This is a genomic window from Sinomonas sp. ASV486, assembly GCF_030908215.1.
GTDB classification, from domain to species: Bacteria; Actinomycetota; Actinomycetes; order Actinomycetales; family Micrococcaceae; genus Sinomonas; species Sinomonas puerhi.
On sequence record NZ_JAVFJK010000001.1, the window covers coordinates 380,819 to 396,519 of the forward strand.

The 15,701-nt window shown below is 69.1% G+C and carries 14 protein-coding genes; 9 read left to right on the forward strand and 5 right to left on the reverse strand.

Annotated elements, in window-relative coordinates:
* Positions 1-46: 46 nt before the first annotated feature.
* Positions 47-2,236, reverse strand: a complete 2,190-nt coding sequence (locus RBS60_RS01750) for an MMPL family transporter (RefSeq protein WP_307955778.1) — start codon at positions 2,234-2,236, stop codon at positions 47-49.
* A 407-nt stretch (positions 2,237-2,643) separates the two neighbouring features.
* Between RBS60_RS01750 and ribB the strand changes: the two genes are divergently transcribed.
* From ribB to RBS60_RS01770, 4 genes are read left to right on the forward strand one after another with little or no spacing between them, the layout of a single operon-like run.
* On the forward strand, positions 2,644-3,285 hold the full coding sequence (gene ribB / locus RBS60_RS01755) for a 3,4-dihydroxy-2-butanone-4-phosphate synthase (RefSeq protein WP_307955779.1): 642 nt from the start codon (positions 2,644-2,646) through the stop codon (positions 3,283-3,285).
* Positions 3,285-4,517: a lysophospholipid acyltransferase family protein gene (locus RBS60_RS01760; RefSeq protein WP_307955780.1), complete on the forward strand. Its 1,233-nt coding sequence runs from the start codon at positions 3,285-3,287 to the stop codon at positions 4,515-4,517. The genes ribB and RBS60_RS01760 overlap by 1 nt, the downstream gene beginning before the upstream one ends.
* Positions 4,518-5,147, forward strand: a complete 630-nt coding sequence (locus RBS60_RS01765; RefSeq protein ID WP_307955781.1) for a hypothetical protein — start codon at positions 4,518-4,520, stop codon at positions 5,145-5,147.
* Positions 5,140-5,559 (forward strand): SRPBCC family protein, encoded by a 420-nt coding sequence (locus RBS60_RS01770; RefSeq protein ID WP_307955782.1) that lies wholly within the window; start codon positions 5,140-5,142, stop codon positions 5,557-5,559. Before RBS60_RS01765 ends, RBS60_RS01770 begins: the two co-directional genes overlap by 8 nt.
* A 277-nt stretch (positions 5,560-5,836) precedes the next feature.
* On the opposite strand, the gene RBS60_RS01775 is transcribed toward RBS60_RS01770, so the two are convergent.
* Positions 5,837-6,592 (reverse strand): IclR family transcriptional regulator, encoded by a 756-nt coding sequence (locus RBS60_RS01775; RefSeq protein WP_307955783.1) that lies wholly within the window; start codon positions 6,590-6,592, stop codon positions 5,837-5,839.
* A 203-nt stretch (positions 6,593-6,795) separates the two neighbouring features.
* Here RBS60_RS01775 and RBS60_RS01780 point away from each other — a divergent pair, with 203 nt between their 5' ends.
* The 4 genes from RBS60_RS01780 to RBS60_RS01795 all read left to right on the forward strand — a co-directional run bounded on the left by RBS60_RS01780 (position 6,796) and on the right by RBS60_RS01795 (position 12,027).
* Entirely contained in the window at positions 6,796-8,178 is a 1,383-nt protein-coding gene (locus RBS60_RS01780) for an NADP-dependent malic enzyme (RefSeq protein WP_307955784.1), read from the forward strand.
* 67 nt (positions 8,179-8,245) lie between these two features.
* Positions 8,246-9,844 (forward strand): malate synthase A, encoded by a 1,599-nt coding sequence (gene aceB, locus RBS60_RS01785; RefSeq protein WP_307955785.1) that lies wholly within the window; start codon positions 8,246-8,248, stop codon positions 9,842-9,844.
* Positions 9,845-9,864: 20 nt separating this feature from the next.
* Positions 9,865-11,181: a DUF6986 family protein gene (locus RBS60_RS01790; RefSeq protein WP_374049200.1), complete on the forward strand. Its 1,317-nt coding sequence runs from the start codon at positions 9,865-9,867 to the stop codon at positions 11,179-11,181.
* 15 nt (positions 11,182-11,196) lie between these two features.
* Positions 11,197-12,027 carry a bifunctional allantoicase/(S)-ureidoglycine aminohydrolase gene (locus RBS60_RS01795; protein ID WP_307955787.1) on the forward strand — a complete coding sequence of 277 codons (831 nt, stop codon included), beginning with the start codon at positions 11,197-11,199 and terminating at the stop codon, positions 12,025-12,027.
* A gap of 13 nt (positions 12,028-12,040) precedes the next feature.
* Here the strand turns inward: RBS60_RS01795 and RBS60_RS01800 are convergent, their stop codons facing one another.
* The 3 genes from RBS60_RS01800 to RBS60_RS01810 all read right to left on the reverse strand — a co-directional run bounded on the left by RBS60_RS01800 (position 12,041) and on the right by RBS60_RS01810 (position 14,187).
* Positions 12,041-12,541 carry a hypothetical protein gene (locus tag RBS60_RS01800; protein WP_307955788.1) on the reverse strand — a complete coding sequence of 167 codons (501 nt, stop codon included), beginning with the start codon at positions 12,539-12,541 and terminating at the stop codon, positions 12,041-12,043.
* A 114-nt stretch (positions 12,542-12,655) separates the two neighbouring features.
* Positions 12,656-13,261 carry an FMN-binding negative transcriptional regulator gene (locus RBS60_RS01805; protein ID WP_307955789.1) on the reverse strand — a complete coding sequence of 202 codons (606 nt, stop codon included), beginning with the start codon at positions 13,259-13,261 and terminating at the stop codon, positions 12,656-12,658.
* The gene (locus tag RBS60_RS01810) at positions 13,261-14,187 is read right to left on the reverse strand and encodes a DMT family transporter (protein ID WP_307955790.1); all 927 of its coding nucleotides are present in this window, start codon (positions 14,185-14,187) and stop codon (positions 13,261-13,263) included. Before RBS60_RS01810 ends, RBS60_RS01805 begins: the two co-directional genes overlap by 1 nt.
* Here RBS60_RS01810 and RBS60_RS01815 point away from each other — a divergent pair.
* Positions 14,186-15,595, forward strand: a complete 1,410-nt coding sequence (locus tag RBS60_RS01815; protein WP_307955791.1) for a PLP-dependent aminotransferase family protein — start codon at positions 14,186-14,188, stop codon at positions 15,593-15,595. The two genes, RBS60_RS01810 and RBS60_RS01815, sit on opposite strands and share 2 nt — an antisense overlap.
* The last annotated feature ends 106 nt before the right edge of the window (positions 15,596-15,701 follow it).

Consider the following 15,701-nt stretch of genomic DNA (forward strand, 5'->3'; position numbering starts at 1 on the left):
GCCCCTCCGTCGTCGCGCCCGTGTCAGGTGCCCGATGCGCCGGACGTCAGCGAGCGCCTGCAAGCTCCGGCGCCGGAGCGCCGTCGTGCGCTGGATGGCCGGCCGGGGCGCGCCCCAGGACGCGAGGCCCAACGACGCGCAGGATCGCGGGCATGATGAACATCCGCACCACGAGGGCGTCGAGGATGACCGCAATCGCCAGGCCGAAGCCGATCTCGCGGACGATGCTGATCTGCGCCGAGGAGAACGATACGAACACCGCGACCATGATCACGGCGGCGCTGTTGATCATCGACCGTGTTGCCCGAACACCGGTGGTCACGGCCTCGTGGAAGGCGATGCCGCTCCGGTAGGCCTCGACGATGCGGGAGATGATGATGACCATGTAGTCCATCGACAGCCCGAACATCACCGCGAACAGCAGAATCGGCGTGACGGAGTTCAGCGGTGCGCTCCCGCCGAGGGAGAGCAGACCTGTCAGCAGGCCCAGCGACGCGAGCACGACGAGCGAGTTGAAGCCGAGCGCGAGCAGCGGCAGCAGGAAGGACCGGAAGGCGAACGCCAGCATCACGAAGGTCAGGATCACGACGAGGCCTGCGATGAGCGGGATGGAGCTCACAAGGGTCTGGTCGAAGTCGAAGCCCTGGGCCGTGGCCCCCGTGACGCGGACTGTGTAGGGGGCGGGGGCCGAGGCACCGTCGGCCCTGAAGTCCTTCACCAGCTCGTGCGCGCGGACGGAGTCTGGGCCCTCGACCGTATCAACGAGGATCCGCGTGGTGATCTGGCCGTCCCGCTCGCTCCAGAGGCTCTTGAGGGCCGCGGCCGCGGTCGGGTCGGAGAGGGCCGCCTTGACCTGGGCCGGGGTGGCTCCCGTCGAGGTCACCGAGGTGACGATCGCAACACCGGCCTTCGCCTTGGCCGACGACGTCAGGCTCTCGACGCGCTCAGCCACTGCCTGCGTCCCCGTTCCGGACGGTGCGTTCACGACGATCTGGATCGGGAAGAGGCCCTCATGCCCGATGTTGCGGTCGATGACCTCGAGCCCCTGGCGCGCGGGATCACTCGCGGGGAGAATCGTCGCGCTGGCCACGGGGGACTGCAGGGAGATGCTCAGGACGGGCAGGGCGGCCAGGAGCATGGCAGCCACGCCGACGAGTCCTACGAGGCCGGGACGACGGCCGCCGGCGAGGGTCCGACGACCGGCAGGGGCCGCAGCCGGGCGTCCCCAGCCGAAGGGCAGCTTGATCGTGCCCCAGTTGATCCGGCCCCCGAGGAGCTTCAGTGCCGCGGGAAGGACCGTGACGCTCAGGCCGATGGCCACGAGCGTCACGAGGACGCCGCCGAGCGCGATGCTCGTGAAGGCCATGACGTTCGGGATGAAGAGGGCTACGAGCGCCACAGCGACCGCGATACCGCTGAAGACAACGCTGCGACCGGCCGTCTGCGTCGCCGTCTCGAGTGCGGCGACGGTGTCCTTGCCGGCGGAGAGTTCGTCGCGGTACCGCTTGATGATGAACAACGAGTAGTCGACGGCGACCGCGAGGCCAATCATCGAGACGATGTTCGAGTAGAGGATCGAGATGTCGGTGAAGCGCGTCGCCACGTATCCGAGGGCGCTCGCGACCGCGAGGGCGGTTCCCGCCATGAGCAGCGGAACGAGCGTAGCGACGATGGACCGGAACACGAGAAGCAGGACGATGATGAGGAACGGGAAGACGATCATCTCCGCCCGCGTGGCGTCCTCCTTCGAGTGCACATTGAGCTGGTAGTCGAGCGCGGGCTGGCCCGTCACATAGACCTGGGTGCCAGCGAGCTTGCCGTCAAGCGAGCGCTGCAGATCGGGGACCTTGTTCTGAACCGTCGTGTTGTCGCCCCCGAAGCCCGCGACGATGACCGCGGTCTTCCGGTCACCCGAGAGGAACTTGGGGTTCTGGGCCGGTCCAGTGACCGTGGACGCGCCGGCATCCTCGAGCACGGTGACGAGCGGAGCGAGGCTGCCAGCGTCCTGGGCCGCCTTCGAGTCGACGGCCACGATGACCTGGTTCGGGCGATCGCCGAACGCCTTCTCGACGTCGGCCTGGGTCGTGAGTGCCTCGGCGCGCGGGTTGGTGAACCCACCGGCCGAAAGGGCGCCGTCAAGCTGGATGGCGCCGGCCGCGGAGAGGAGGAAGACGATGATCCAGCCTGTGATGACCGTCCACGGACGGGCGATGGAAAAGCGGGTGACACGGTTCATGTGAGTGGCCTGTCGATGGTCGGGACCAGATTAGGTAACACGACATGCATGTTGCATCATCTATCAGCCCGGCGTCAACCGTCGTGGATCAGTCCGGGCACGGCCCACGGCCGCGCCAAAACCCTTCGCGCCCTGCATCACGGGAGCCCTGCACAAATAAGCCGGGCTGCGCGGAGAGAATTGTGGCGCAATTCACATTTCGACCCGAGTGCCAAATTCCGGGGTCTCGCAACGAAGGGGCAAGGACTCGGTGAACCGTACGTGAAGGTTTTCCTCCAGCGTTGACAGGGACAATTCGCGTGATACAACATCAATGTTGGATCACCTAGTGGTCCCGCCCGGTTTTCCGGCGTTGATGTTACCCCTGCCGTGCATGATCCGGGTTCCCCAGACCGAAGGAATTTGCCGTGACGCTTTACGCTGACTCTCCCACCAGCACCATTACCCTCGCATCCGCCGAGGCCGCCATCAATGCCATTTCCCGCGGGGAAATGGTGGTGGTTGTGGATGACGAGAATCGCGAAAATGAAGGCGATCTTGTCGTAGCGGCCGAATACGCAACTGCAAATGTCATCAATTTCATGATCACGCACGGAAGGGGCCTCGTCTGCATGTCCGTGACCCCCGAGCGTGCGGCCTCACTCGCCCTCCCGCCCATGGTGGAGCGCAACGAGGACTCGATGGGCACAGCGTTCACGGTCAGCATCGACGGCACCCGCGCCAACGGCGTCACAACGGGCATCTCGGCCCCCGAGCGCGCCCGGACGATCGAACTCGCGCTCACCGGCAAGGCCGGCGACCTTGTCCGCCCGGGACACGTCTTCCCCCTCATCGCCCGTCCGGGCGGAGTCCTCGAGCGCCAGGGCCACACCGAGGCCTCTGTCGACCTCGCGCGGCTCGCGGGGTGCCGCCCGGCCGGCGTCATCGTCGAGATCATCGGCGACGACGGCGAGATGCTCCGCCTTGCGGACCTCGTCGAATTCTCCGCGAAGCACGGGCTCCTCCTCACAAGCATCGAACTCCTTCACGACTACCTCGCGGGGGCGTAGTGGAGGCGAGAACCGCTATCCGCGCCCTGACGTTCACGTGGGGTGAGCGCCAGGTCCTCAAACGCATGGGCTCCATCGAAGGCCTCGAGAACATTCCGGCAAGCGGGCCGTTTGTCCTCGCTCCCAACCATTCAAGCTACTTTGACCATTACGTCGTCGAGTTCCTGGTCAATGCCGTTCGCGGCAACCCCACCTGGTTCCTCACGAAGGCCGAGAGCTTCGAGCGGCCGCTGAGCAGAGTCTGGACCGAGGCATGGTACGGGATCCCGGTCGACCGCGACCGGCCGAGCCCCACGACGATCCGCGAGGTGCAGCGCGTGCTCTCGCACGGTCACTGCCTCTGCGTGTACCCGGAAGGGACGAGGGGCGACGGCGTCGAGCTGCTCCCGTTCAAGGCCGGAGCCTTCCGCTTCGCCCTGAGCGCGGGGGTACCCGTGGTCCCCCTCGGCATGGTCGGGACGAGTTCGGTACTGCCGCGCGGTGCTCGGCGCCTCCGGAACACCCAGGTGCATGTGGCGTTCGGCCGTCCTCTCGAGCAGGCCACCGAAGGGACAAAGCAGGCGCGGTCCGAGCAGCTCGCCATCTCCTCGCGTGAGGCCATCGAGGAGCTGATCGGCCGGGCGGCGGCGAACGCCTCCGGTGCCCGGGACACCGAGCTAGCCGCGCGCGGCGCTGCACTCGTCGATGCCCTCATCACCGACGGCTTCGACACCGCCGGGCGGCTCGCCGCCGGGCGGCTCGCCGCCGGGACGCGCCGGCGTCTTACGTACCTCACGGCGCTCTACCGACGAACGGCACCCGACCATCCGGACCTCAACGCGCAACGCGTCCGCCTTCTCGGCCTCTCGGCGCTCGAAGCCCCTCTGCCCCTCAAGCTCGGCTACGCGATGCAAGTTCGTCGCGGCGCCGAGCATGTGCTGACCAGCGTGCCGACCCACAAGGATGCGCACTACCTCATGGGACGCTGGCACCTCGGCTCCCCTGGCCTGCTCGGCGGGAGCACCTCGGCAGCCATCCAGCACTTCCAGGCTTCCGACGCGAGCTCACCTGAAGGCGACACGCGCGCGGTCGCTGCCCTGGGGGACGCGCTGGCCGCCGCGGGTCGCGACGCCGAGGCGGGCGAGGCCTACCGCCGAGTGCTCGCCGAGACCCCAGAAGATCACGCGCGCGCGGCCGGAAGGATCATGCGGGCGACGGAGTATCTTGACCGGGCGAAGGAATTGGTGGCATAGGTGACCGCAATCCTGAAGACGTCGAGCGGCCACCTCATCGTGACCGAAGGCGCGGCGCGGCTGCTGTGGAGCCGCCGGGCGGACGGATCATGGCGACTTGCCCGGATCTGGCCGGACCGGCAGGAAAAGCAGGACATACTGCGGCACCTCGACGATGGGGGGTGCCTCCTGGTCCTCCTGGATGCCACGCCGACCGTGCTCACCGCCTTCCCGGACGAGCTCGACGACGTCGCGCTGGTCCGGGGCGACCGTGCCGACGAGTCCCTCGTCGACATCGCTGTCCCGTTCCTCGACTGGCTGCCCGAGCGCTACCGGCAGGAGGCGCGGAGATTCCAGGCCATCGCCGAGGCTCGGTCGGCAGAGGCGCCCGCCGTCCTGCAGGCGCCCCTCGCGGTGAGCCCGGAGTCCGCCTCCTACCCTACGGTGCGCTTCGCGGTGCGCAGCCGGGCCTACAGCGGGCACACGCCAGAGCAGCTGGCGGAGCTCGCGGACCACGTGTTCGGAGGACAGACCGACGACGCGGACCCGCGGGCCGCGCATTGGCTGACCCGTCTCATGCCGCTGCCCTGGGAGCGCACAGCCCGCTCGCTGCTAGGCACCCGTTCGATCGTAGGAGGAAGCCGTGTATAGCGGTCACATCACCATCGCCCATGACGCTGCGCCGATCCTTTCCGTGCTCACGGAGACATCGCGGATCGCTGCGTGGAACCCTGCCTTCAGCAGCTTCGAGGGTTCTGGACCGGCGGTTCTGGGCCATCCCTACCGGGTGATGGTCCGGGGCATCGCGAAGGCCGTCCTCCATTACACGCAGCTCGATCCGAACAGTGTCCGGTACACGATCTCGGGGATGGGCTCCACGGAAGAGGGAGAGTGGACGCTCGAGTCCGCTGACGGGGAAACTGCCGTCACCCACACGTTCAAGCACTCGGGTCCAATCCTGATGCTCATGCAGCCGGCGTTCACGCATGTGGCCGACTGGCGGCTTGAGCGGCTGCGGGACGAGGTGGAGAGGGCCTCGGCCGTCGGCGGCGCGACGTCCTGACTGGACGCCCTCGAAAGGATGTGGCCGCCCTGCTCTCCAGGGCGGCCACGCCTGCCTGTGCCTGCGGCCACGCCTGAACCCAACGGCCACGGCCTCAGGGGGAGACGTGAGGCCCGCGCCGGAAGCACGAGACCCCCCTCCTGCCGCCGACGTCGGGCCGTGTCGCGCCACACGGGGTGACCTCGGCGCCACACGGGGTGACTTCGACGCCACACGAGGTGACCTCGGCGCCACACGGGGTGACTTCGACGCCACACGGGACGACCTCGGCGAAGGGTCAGGCGCGGTTGAGTTCTGCCGAGATGTTGGCCGCGGCCTCGCGCAGGAGCGGGACTGCCCGTTCGCCGAAGGCCTCGTCGACGCGCGAGACGGGCCCCGAGACCGAGATTGCCGTGGGCGTCGGTGCGCCCGGCACGGCCATGGAGAAGCAGCGCACGCCGATCTCCTGCTCCTGCTCGTCGATCGCGTAGCCGCGCGCGCGGATCTTGTCGAGGTCGGACAGGAGCGAATCAATGTCGCCGATGCTGTAGGCGGTCGGAGTCGGCATGCCCTGGCGTGCCACGATCGAGCGGACCTGCTCGTCCTCGAGCTGGGCCAGGATCGCCTTGCCCACGCCGGTGTCGTGGGTGTGGGCACGCCGCCCCACCTCGGTGAACATGCGCATCGCGTGGGGCGAGGGAACCTGGGCCACGTAGATGACCATGTCCGAGTCCAGGACCGCCATGTTGGACGTCTCCCCGAGCCGATCGACGAGCATCGTGAGCTGCGGCCGCGCTACCGCCCCGAGCTGCTTGTTCGCACCTTCGCCCAGACGGATGAGGCGGGGTCCCAGAGCGTAGCGGCGGTTCGGCAGCTGGCGCACGTAGCCGAGCGTGACGAGCGTCCGCAGGAGCCGGTGGATCGTGGGCAGCGGCAGTTCCGTCGAGGACGAGAGCTCGCTCAGAGTGACGTCACCGCCCGCGTCGGTGATGAGCTCGAGGAGCTCGAACACCCGCTCGACGGACTGGACGCCGCCCGATGACTTCTCTGCCATGTTCCCTCCTGAGGGGTTCCGCCGAGGCCGTACTTCGGCAAAAATTATCCGCATCCCGGAAACTAGCGGCATCCTCACGATACCGCAGCATGGGCGTCGCCGATAGACTCTCCCCGGCGGTTGTTTTTCCAAGATACAGAGAATAATATCCGTAGTACGGAAACTTGATCGAGGCGGACGCCTCCCGACCCAAGGACGATTCAATGGCGAGTCCCAGCCCAGGCAACTCCATCACCCTCCGCGTCGGAGCCCCGAGCCGCATCAGCATCACGAGCGAGCTCGCGGCCGCGGTGTCTGCCGCCGGCGCCCCCGTCACGGCGCTGGATGTGAGCGAGTCGCACCACGACGAGCTCGTCGTCGACATCACGTGCAACACGACGTCCGAGCAGCACGCCGAGGAGGTGGCGGCCGCCCTCGAAGCACTCGAGGGCGTGACCGTCCGCAAGGTCTCCGACCGCACCTTCCTCATGCACCTGGGCGGAAAGCTCGAAGTCGTCCCGAAGGTTCCCCTCCGCAACCGGGACGACCTCTCGCGCGCCTACACCCCCGGCGTCGCCCGCGTATGCCTCGCGATCGCCGCGAATCCCGAAGATGCCCGCCGCCTCACTGTCAAGCGCAACACCGTCGCCGTGGTCACCGACGGCACGGCGGTGCTCGGCCTCGGCGACATCGGGCCGGCCGCGGCGCTGCCGGTCATGGAGGGCAAGGCCGCGCTGTTCAAGCAGTTCGCCAACGTCGACGCGTGGCCGGTCTGCCTCGACACCAAGGACACCGAGGAGATCATCAGGATCGTCAAGGCGATCGCACCGGTCTACGGCGGGGTCAACCTCGAGGACATCGCGGCGCCGCGCTGCTTCGAGATCGAGGCCCGCCTGCGCGAGGAACTCGACATCCCGGTCTTCCATGACGACCAGCACGGCACGGCCATCGTGACCCTCGCCGCCCTCGTGAACGCGCTCAAGCTCGTGGGCAAGAAGATCGAGGACGTGCGCATCGTCGTCTCCGGCGTCGGCGCCGCGGGCAACGCGATCATCCAGCTCCTGCAGGCCCAGGGCGCGACAAACATCATCGCGTGCGACCGCCGGGGTGCGATCCACCGGGGCCAGGAGCTCACGGACGCACACCGCATCTGGATCGCGGAGAACACGAACCCCGAGGGGTTCTCCGGCACGCTCGTCGAGGCACTGAAGGGCTCGGACGTGTTCATCGGCGTCTCGGCCCCGAATCTCTTCGGGCCGGACGCGGTGGCCACGATGGCCGAGGACTCGATCGTCTTCGCCATGGCGAACCCCGATCCGGAGACGGACCCCGTCGCCGCCGCGGACCACGCCGCAGTCGTCGCCACGGGGCGAAGTGACTTCCCGAACCAGATCAACAACGTCCTCGCGTTCCCCGGGGTGTTCCGTGGCCTGCTCGACGCTGGCGTGGCTGACATCACCCCTGCAATGCTGGTAGCCGCAGCCCGGGCCATCGCCTCCCGCGTCTCCGACGAGGAGCTCAATGCGAGCTTCATCGTCCCGAGCGTCTTCGACCCGCATGTCGCCCAGGACGTGGCCGCGGCGATCGTGGCCGCGGCCAACGCCTAGACCCGACAGAGTGACTCCAGGCCCAGGGAGACCTCGGGCGTCCTGGAGAAGAAGGAGAGTGAGCACCATGGCCATCACTGTGACCGACAAAGCGCCCATCGGGCGCGCCGACGAGATCCTCACCGACGAGGCGCTCGCCTTCGTCGAGGCCCTCCACGAGCGCTTCGCAGCGGAGCGCAACGCCCGGCTCGCAGCCCGCAAGGCCCGCCGCGACGAGGCGGCAAGCACGGGCAGGCTCGACTTCCTTCCCGAGACTGCGGACATCCGCGCGGGCGACTGGAAGGTCGCCGAGGCCCCGGAGCCCCTACTCGACCGCCGCGTCGAGATGACGGGCCCCGCGAGCCCGGCCAAGATGGCCATCAATGCCCTCAACTCGGGCGCCAAGGTGTGGCTCGCCGACATGGAGGACGCCTCGAGCCCGCACTGGGCCAATGTGGTCGACTCCGTGCTCAACCTGCGCGACGCCGCGAAGGGCACGCTCTCGTACACCTCGCCCGAGGGCAAGGAGTACACGCTGCGCACGGACGCGCCGCTCGCCGTCGTGGTCACCCGCCCACGCGGCTGGCACATGGAGGAGCGCCACGTGACGGTCGACGGCGCGCCCGCCATCGGCGCGCTCGTGGACTTCGGACTGCACTTCTTCCACGTGGCCAAGCCCCTCATCGAGTCCGGCCGCGGCCCCTACTACTACCTCCCGAAGATGGAGAACCACCTCGAGGCGCGCCTCTGGAACGAGGTCTTCGTGTTCGCCCAGGACTACCTCGGCATCCCCCAGGGAACCGTACGTGCCACGGTTCTCATCGAGACCATCCCCGCCGCATTCGAGATGGACGAGATCCTCTACGAACTCCGCGACCACGCCTCGGGCCTCAACGCCGGCCGCTGGGACTACCTCTTCAGCATCATCAAGTTCTTCCGCGATGCGGGCGAGAAGTTCACCCTCCCCGACCGTGCCTCAGTGGCCATGACGGCCCCGTTCATGCGCGCCTACACCGAGCTCCTCGTCAAGACGTGCCACCACCGCGGAGCATTCGCGATGGGCGGCATGGCCGCGTTCATCCCGAACCGCAAGGAGCCCGAGATCACGGCCGCGGCGATCGAGAAGGTCCGCGCCGACAAGACCCGCGAGGCCACGGACGGCTTCGACGGCTCGTGGGTGGCTCACCCTGACCTCGTGGCGACGTGCCGGGAGGTCTTCGACGCGGTCCTCGGCACCAGGCCGAACCAGGTGGACCGCCAGCGCCCCGAGGTCACCGTGACGGCGGACCAGCTCCTGGACATCTCCTCCGCCGAGGGGCAGGCCACCGAGGCTGGCCTGCACCTCAACCTCTACGTCGCCGTCGCGTACACGGCCGTGTGGCTCTCGGGCAACGGTGCCGTCGCGATCCACAACCTCATGGAGGACGCCGCGACCGCGGAAATCTCGCGCTCCCAGGTGTGGCAGCAGATCAACAACCGGGTGGTCCTCGCCGACACGGGCAACACCGTGACGCGCGAGCTCGTCGGGCAGATCCTCTCCGAAGAGACCGACCGTCTGCGCGGCGAGGTCGACCCGACGGCGTTCTCGACGTTCTACGAGCCGGCGAGCCGCCTCATCGCGGACATCGTGCTCTCCGAGGACTACACGGACTTCCTCACCACCCCTGCCTACGAGCTGGTGGGCTGATGAGCGCGCCCCACGCGGAAATGGGTCCGCCGGCCAGCGTGTTCGGCGACGCCGACCTCGCCCGCATCGATGCCAGCCTCGCCGACACCGACCGGCTCCTCGCCGACGGGTACCCCGGCGATGCGGGGACACGCCAGCCCATTCACACGGTCTACGTGCCCGCGGACCGCTTCAGCCCGCAGCTCGCTGCGGACTGGGGCTCCGCGGCGCTCGCTGCCGCGGACGAAGCCGGCGGCATCGAGGCGCTGGCCCGCCGCGTGGGACTCGCCCCCGACCTTGCGGCGCAGGTCGCCCCACGCGTCGAGGCGAAACTGCGGCGCGAACCGATCGAGGACCTCCGCATCGACTTCGAGGACGGCTACCTCGCCCCGGGCAAGGCGGCCAGGTCAGGGGGTGACCCTGACGCCGTCGAGGACGCCGAGGCGGTCCTCGCCGCTGATCGGGTCCTCGCCGCCGCTGACGCCGGGAGCACGACGCCGTTCATCGGCATCCGCTTCAAGTGCTTCGAGGAACCCACGCGTCGCCGTGGCCTCCGCACGCTTGAGCTCTTCGTGTCCCGGCTCGTCCAACGGCTCGGCCCAGCAGGCCTCCCGAAGGGCCTCATCCTCACGCTGCCCAAGGTCACCACGGTCGATCAGGTCAAGGCGATGGTGTTCGCCGTCGAACGCCTCGAATCCTCTCTGGGGCTGGCCCCGGGCCGCCTGGGCTTCGAGGTCCAGGTCGAGACGCCGCAGCTCATCATCGGTCCCGACGGAACCCACCCCGTGGCCCGGCTCCCGCACATCGCGGACCAGCGCATCACCGCCCTGCACTACGGTACGTACGACTACTCGGCCTCGCTGCAGATCGCCGCGGCCTACCAGTCGATGGAGCACCCTGCGGCAGACTTCGCCAAGGAAGTCATGCAGCTGGCAGTGGCAGGGACGGGCATCCGCCTCTCGGACGGCTCCACCAATGTGATCCCGGTCGGCAACGCCGCCCAGCGCGAGGCTGCATGGGAGCTGCATGCCCGGCTCGTGCGCCGCTCCCTCGAGCGCGGTTACTACCAGGGCTGGGACCTGCACGCGCACCAGCTACCCACCCGGTACATCGCCACGTACGCGTTCTACCGCGAGGGCCTCGAGGCCGCGACGACGCGCCTGCGCAACTACGTGGACCAGACCGTGGGCGCCGTCCTCGACGAGCCGGCCACGGCCCGCGCACTCGCCGCCTTCGTGCTGCGCGGCGTCCAATGCGGCGCGGTCGGTGCGGATGAGGTCCTCGCCTCGACCGGGCTCGGTGAGCCCGAGCTCACCCGCCTCGCCCACCCGCGCCTCGCGCACAGCACCCCGAACTGATCTAGGAGTCCCCCCATGGGCAAGTACTACTACCCTGAAGGCGGCCTGCCGCCCCAGACGCACCTCACCACCGAGCGCGCCATCGTGACCGAGGCGTACACCGTCATCCCCAAGGGCGTCCTGACGGACATCGTCACGTCCAACCTGCCGGGCTTTACGAAGACGCGCTCCTGGATCATCGCCCGTCCCATCTCCGGGTTCGCCACCACGTTCTCCCAGCTCATCGTCGAGATCGCCCCCGGGGGCGGGGCCCCGAAGGCGGAGTTCGAGGCCGGCGTCGAAGGCGTCGTGTTCGTCGTCAAGGGCACCGTCAACCTGACCCTCAACGGCGAGCTGCACGAGCTCGGGGAAGGCGGCTACGCCTACCTCGCCGCGGGCGACGAGTGGGGCCTCGCGAACGTCTCCGACGAGATCGCCTCCTTCCACTGGATCCGGAAGGCCTACGAGCGGCTCCCGGGCTACGAGGCCAAGAGCTTCGTCACATCCGACGCCGAAGTGACCCCGCGCGAAATGCCGGACGTCAACGGCGTCTGGAAGACCACGCGGTTCGCCGACCCCGACGACCTCGCTCACGACATGCACGTGAACATCGTGACGTTCCAGCCCGGCGGGGTCATTCCGTTCCCGGAGACCCACGTCATGGAGCACGGCCTGTACGTGCTGTCCGGCAAGGCCATGTACCTGCTCAACAACGACTGGGTCGAGGTCGAGGCCGGCGATTTCATGTGGCTGCGGGCCTTCTGTCCCCAGGCCTGCTACGCGGGCGGCCCCGGCGAGTTCCGCTACCTCCTCTACAAGGACGTCAACCGCCAGGTGAAGCTCACGGGGCTATCCCTCTCTGGGTGACCCGCGCGTTGACTCACCGCGCACGACGGCGCGCACTCGCCGTCGTGCGCCCGTCCGCGCTCGCCTCGAGAACGCTCAGGCCCCGCCCGAACGACTGCGCGACCGGCCTCCCTCCGCTCCTACGGACCATCGCGCAGATCAGCCGCCCCATGAAGCCGCTGCCCACACGGTTCCACGCGATGTGGACGATGCTCCCGGCACCCTCCGGGCTTATTGTGGCGCTGACGTAGCTGCCCGGCTCCGAGAAATTGCTCTCCCTGACTGTCCAGCGCACGGTGTGCGGATCCGAGAAGTCGTACTCCTCGCGTGCCCACACCCTTCCCCCAGGGCCTTTGCTGCCCTCGCGGATCTCGGCGGACGTCGCTCCGACCGAGTAGACCTCGTAGAGCGACGGCTCGATCGCAGGCCACAGCTCGGGGCGGCGGGGCGAGAAGTCGAGGAGCGCGCTGCGGACGCTCTCGGGTGCCGCGGTGGTGTGGAGGTCGAATTCGACGGGTGCTGGGTCGGTGTTCATGAGTCCAGAATCCGCCGCCGGCCGGGGACTCGGCATCGCGCGATCGCGCTATCATTCAGTCCCGGTCATTCAGTTCCGGTCATTCAGTCCCGAGACTTGATAGCGCAGCCCCCATCAGCGTTCCGGGTACACGCGCCGCATCTCGCCCGCGAGCGCGGGATTAGTCTCCTCGAGGTGGTCGATCACGTTCCGCACCACCTCAGGGTTCTTGTTCTGGCTGAGCTTGGCGCGCGCGTCGAACCCGGTCACACGGACGCGCAGCCCCGCAGTGCCCCTCGCAATCCGGCGCGTTCCGGCCTCGTCCTCGCCCAGATGCCGACCGCCCGCCCGGTGCTGCTCGAAGTGGTCGGTGAGCCGGCCGAGCATCTCGTAGTTCTCGTCGTCGGTGAGGATCTCGGGGACGCCGTAGAGGTGGGCCGTGACGTGGTTCCATGTGGGCACGAGGTCGCCCGGGGCGTACCAGCTGGGCGAGACGTAGTCGTGCGGGCCCTGGATGACGACGAGGATCTCGTGCTGCCCGAGCTCGTGGAGCTCGTCGTCGGGCCTGCCGAAGTGGCTCAGGATCGTGATGTCCTCCGCGTCCTCGTCCAGGAGCACGGGGTAGTGCGACGCGACGAGGCCGTTGCCCGTGGCCGAGACGAAGGTTGCCCAGGGGTGGTGCCGGATGAGGCGTTTGACCTCGTCCGGGTCTGTCATGAGGTAGCGCGGGGTGTATCGCATCAGGAGGGATCCCTTCGGCCGAGGCGGGTGCGGACGGCGAGTGCCGCGCACAGGATGACGGCAAGGCCGCCCATGACGGTGGCGGGCGTCAGCTGCTCGCCGAGGATCAGCGCGGCCCACAGGATGCTGAGCACCGGCTGGACGAGCTGGATCTGGCTCACCCGTGTCATCGGGCCGATCGCGAGGCCGCGGTACCACGCGAAGAAGCCCAGGAACATGCTGACGACCGCGAGGTAGGCGAAGGCAAGCCACTGGATCCCGGAGGCATTCGGCGGGTGCTCGGCCACCGAGACGGCGGTGAACACGGCCATGGGCGGTGCAGCCAGGACCAGCGCCCACGAGACGGTCTGCCACGAGCCGAGCTCGCGGGCGAGAATGCCTCCCTCGGCGTACCCGATCGCGGCGGCGGCCACGGCCCCGAAGAGCAGCAGGTCCGCCGCGGTGAGCCCTCCGAGGCCGCGGCCTGTCAGCGCCGCGAAGACGACCGTAACCGCGGCGCCGAGTGCTGCGAGGACCCAGAACGACCGCGCGGGACGCTCTCGGCCGCGGAGCACCGCGGCGACGGCCGTCGCCGCCGGAAGCAGGCCGATGACGACGGCGCCGTGGCTCGCGGGCGCCGTCGTGAGCGCGTAGGAGCTCAGCAGCGGAAACCCGACGACGACGCCCGCAGCCACCACCAGCAGCCGCGCCCACTGCACCCCGGATGGCCAGCGCTCGCGGGCCATGAGGAGCGCGACTCCCGCGAGCGCCGCCGCGAGGACGGCCCGCGCCGACCCGATGAACAGGGGCGCGAGCGAACCGGCTGCGAGGCGGGTGAAGGGGACAGTGAAGGAGAAGGCGACGACGCCGATGGCGCCCCATCCCAAGCCAGATCGGGAGGGTAACGCTTGGCGATCCTTTACGATAACGCTACTATGTCCTGTCATGATCAACGATAGCACCGAGCGCATTGCGGCGGAATTGCGCACGTGGATCTCCAAGGCACCGGCAGGTGCCCGCGTCCCGTCGAACCGCGCGCTCTCGGCGCAGTACGGGGCAAGCCCTGTGACCGTCCAGAAGGCCATGAGCCGGCTCGCCTCCGCGGGCCTCATCGAGAGCCGCCCCGGGGTGGGGACGTTCGTGCGCGCCACGCGCACAGTCCGTCCAGCCGACTACTCCTGGCAGACGGCGGCGCTCGGCGCACCGCCGTCGCGGATCCCCACGCTGTCCTCGACGCAGCGCGCCGTTGCCCCGGACGCGATCGCGCTGCACTCCGGCTACCCCGCGCGGGAGCTCCTTCCCGAGCGGCTCGTGCGCTCCGCGCTCGCCCGGGCGGCGCGGACCGACGCGGCGATGACACGCTCCCCCGCCGCAGGGATGCCGCAGCTCCAAGAATGGTTCGCTGGCGAGCTCGCGGAGGCGGGTCCGGTCGGCATTGCTCCCCCGACGGCGCGCGACGTCCTGATCCTCTCCGGCAGCCAGAGCGGGCTCAGCTCGATCTTCCGCGCGATCGTGGGACCGGGCCAGCCGCTGCTCATCGAGTCCCCGACGTATTGGGGCGCGATCCTCGCCGCAGCCCAGGCGGGGGTCACACTCGTCCCGATCCCGTCCGGGCCGGAGGGTCCCGCGGTTGACGACGTCGTGCGGGCGTTCGACGAGACCGGGGCGAGGGCCTTCTACGCCCAGCCGACCTATGCCAACCCGAATGGTGCCCAGTGGCGGCCCGAACTTGGGCGCGCGGTGCTCGATGCCGTCCGCGAGCGCGGCGCCTTCCTCATCGAAGACGACTGGGCGCATGACCTGTCCATCGACTCGGACCCGCACCCGATCGCCGCCCGTGACGACGATGGCCACGTGGTATACCTCCGCTCGCTCACGAAGAGCGTCTCGCCCGCCCTGCGGGTCGCCGCGGCAGTGGCGAGGGGCCCGGCGCGCGAACGCATCCTCGCGGACCGCGCGGCGGAGTCCATGTACGTGTCCGGCCTGCTCCAGGCCGCAGCGCTTGACGTCGTGACCCAGCCCGCGTGGCACACGCACCTCCGTCGACTCCGCGATCAGCTCCGTGCCCGCCGCGACCTCCTGCTCGGCAGCCTCCGGCGCGAGGCACCCGAGGCTTATGTGGAGCGGACGCCACTCGGCGGGCTGAACCTGTGGGCGCGGCTCCCGGACGGCACCGATGCCGACCTGTTGGCCAGGGTGTGCGAGACGCGGGGGCTGATCGTGGCGCCGGGCGCGGAATGGTTCCCGGGGGAGCCATCGGGCCCCCACATCCGGCTCAACTACTCGGGCCCGAACGCCGAGCGGTTCCCCGAGGCCGCCCGCATCCTCGGGGACGCGCTGCGCAGCCTCGGGTGATTTCCTCGGTCCCCGTCTGCGGGTTCGCTTGACCATGGGCACACAGGATTGCGGCGCCGCCTGCGCGTGGCGGGCCGTCCGCACACGCGCGATGCGGGGTCACCTC

Bases quoted from the DNA above. Each gene is read 5' to 3' on its own strand.
- RBS60_RS01750 (WP_307955778.1), bottom strand. From the start codon at position 2,236: ATGAACCGTGTCACCCGCTTTTCCATCGCCCGTCCGTGGACGGTCATC.
- RBS60_RS01775 (WP_307955783.1), bottom strand. From the start codon at position 6,592: ATGGCAGAGAAGTCATCGGGCGGCGTCCAGTCCGTCGAGCGGGTGTTC.
- RBS60_RS01780 (WP_307955784.1), top strand. From the start codon at position 6,796: ATGGCGAGTCCCAGCCCAGGCAACTCCATCACCCTCCGCGTCGGAGCC.
- aceB (WP_307955785.1), top strand. From the start codon at position 8,246: ATGGCCATCACTGTGACCGACAAAGCGCCCATCGGGCGCGCCGACGAG.
- RBS60_RS01790 (WP_374049200.1), top strand. From the start codon at position 9,865: ATGGGTCCGCCGGCCAGCGTGTTCGGCGACGCCGACCTCGCCCGCATC.
- RBS60_RS01795 (WP_307955787.1), top strand. From the start codon at position 11,197: ATGGGCAAGTACTACTACCCTGAAGGCGGCCTGCCGCCCCAGACGCAC.
- RBS60_RS01800 (WP_307955788.1), bottom strand. From the start codon at position 12,541: ATGAACACCGACCCAGCACCCGTCGAATTCGACCTCCACACCACCGCG.
- RBS60_RS01805 (WP_307955789.1), bottom strand. From the start codon at position 13,261: ATGCGATACACCCCGCGCTACCTCATGACAGACCCGGACGAGGTCAAA.
- RBS60_RS01815 (WP_307955791.1), top strand. From the start codon at position 14,186: ATGATCAACGATAGCACCGAGCGCATTGCGGCGGAATTGCGCACGTGG.
- RBS60_RS01810 (WP_307955790.1), bottom strand. From the start codon at position 14,187: ATGACAGGACATAGTAGCGTTATCGTAAAGGATCGCCAAGCGTTACCC.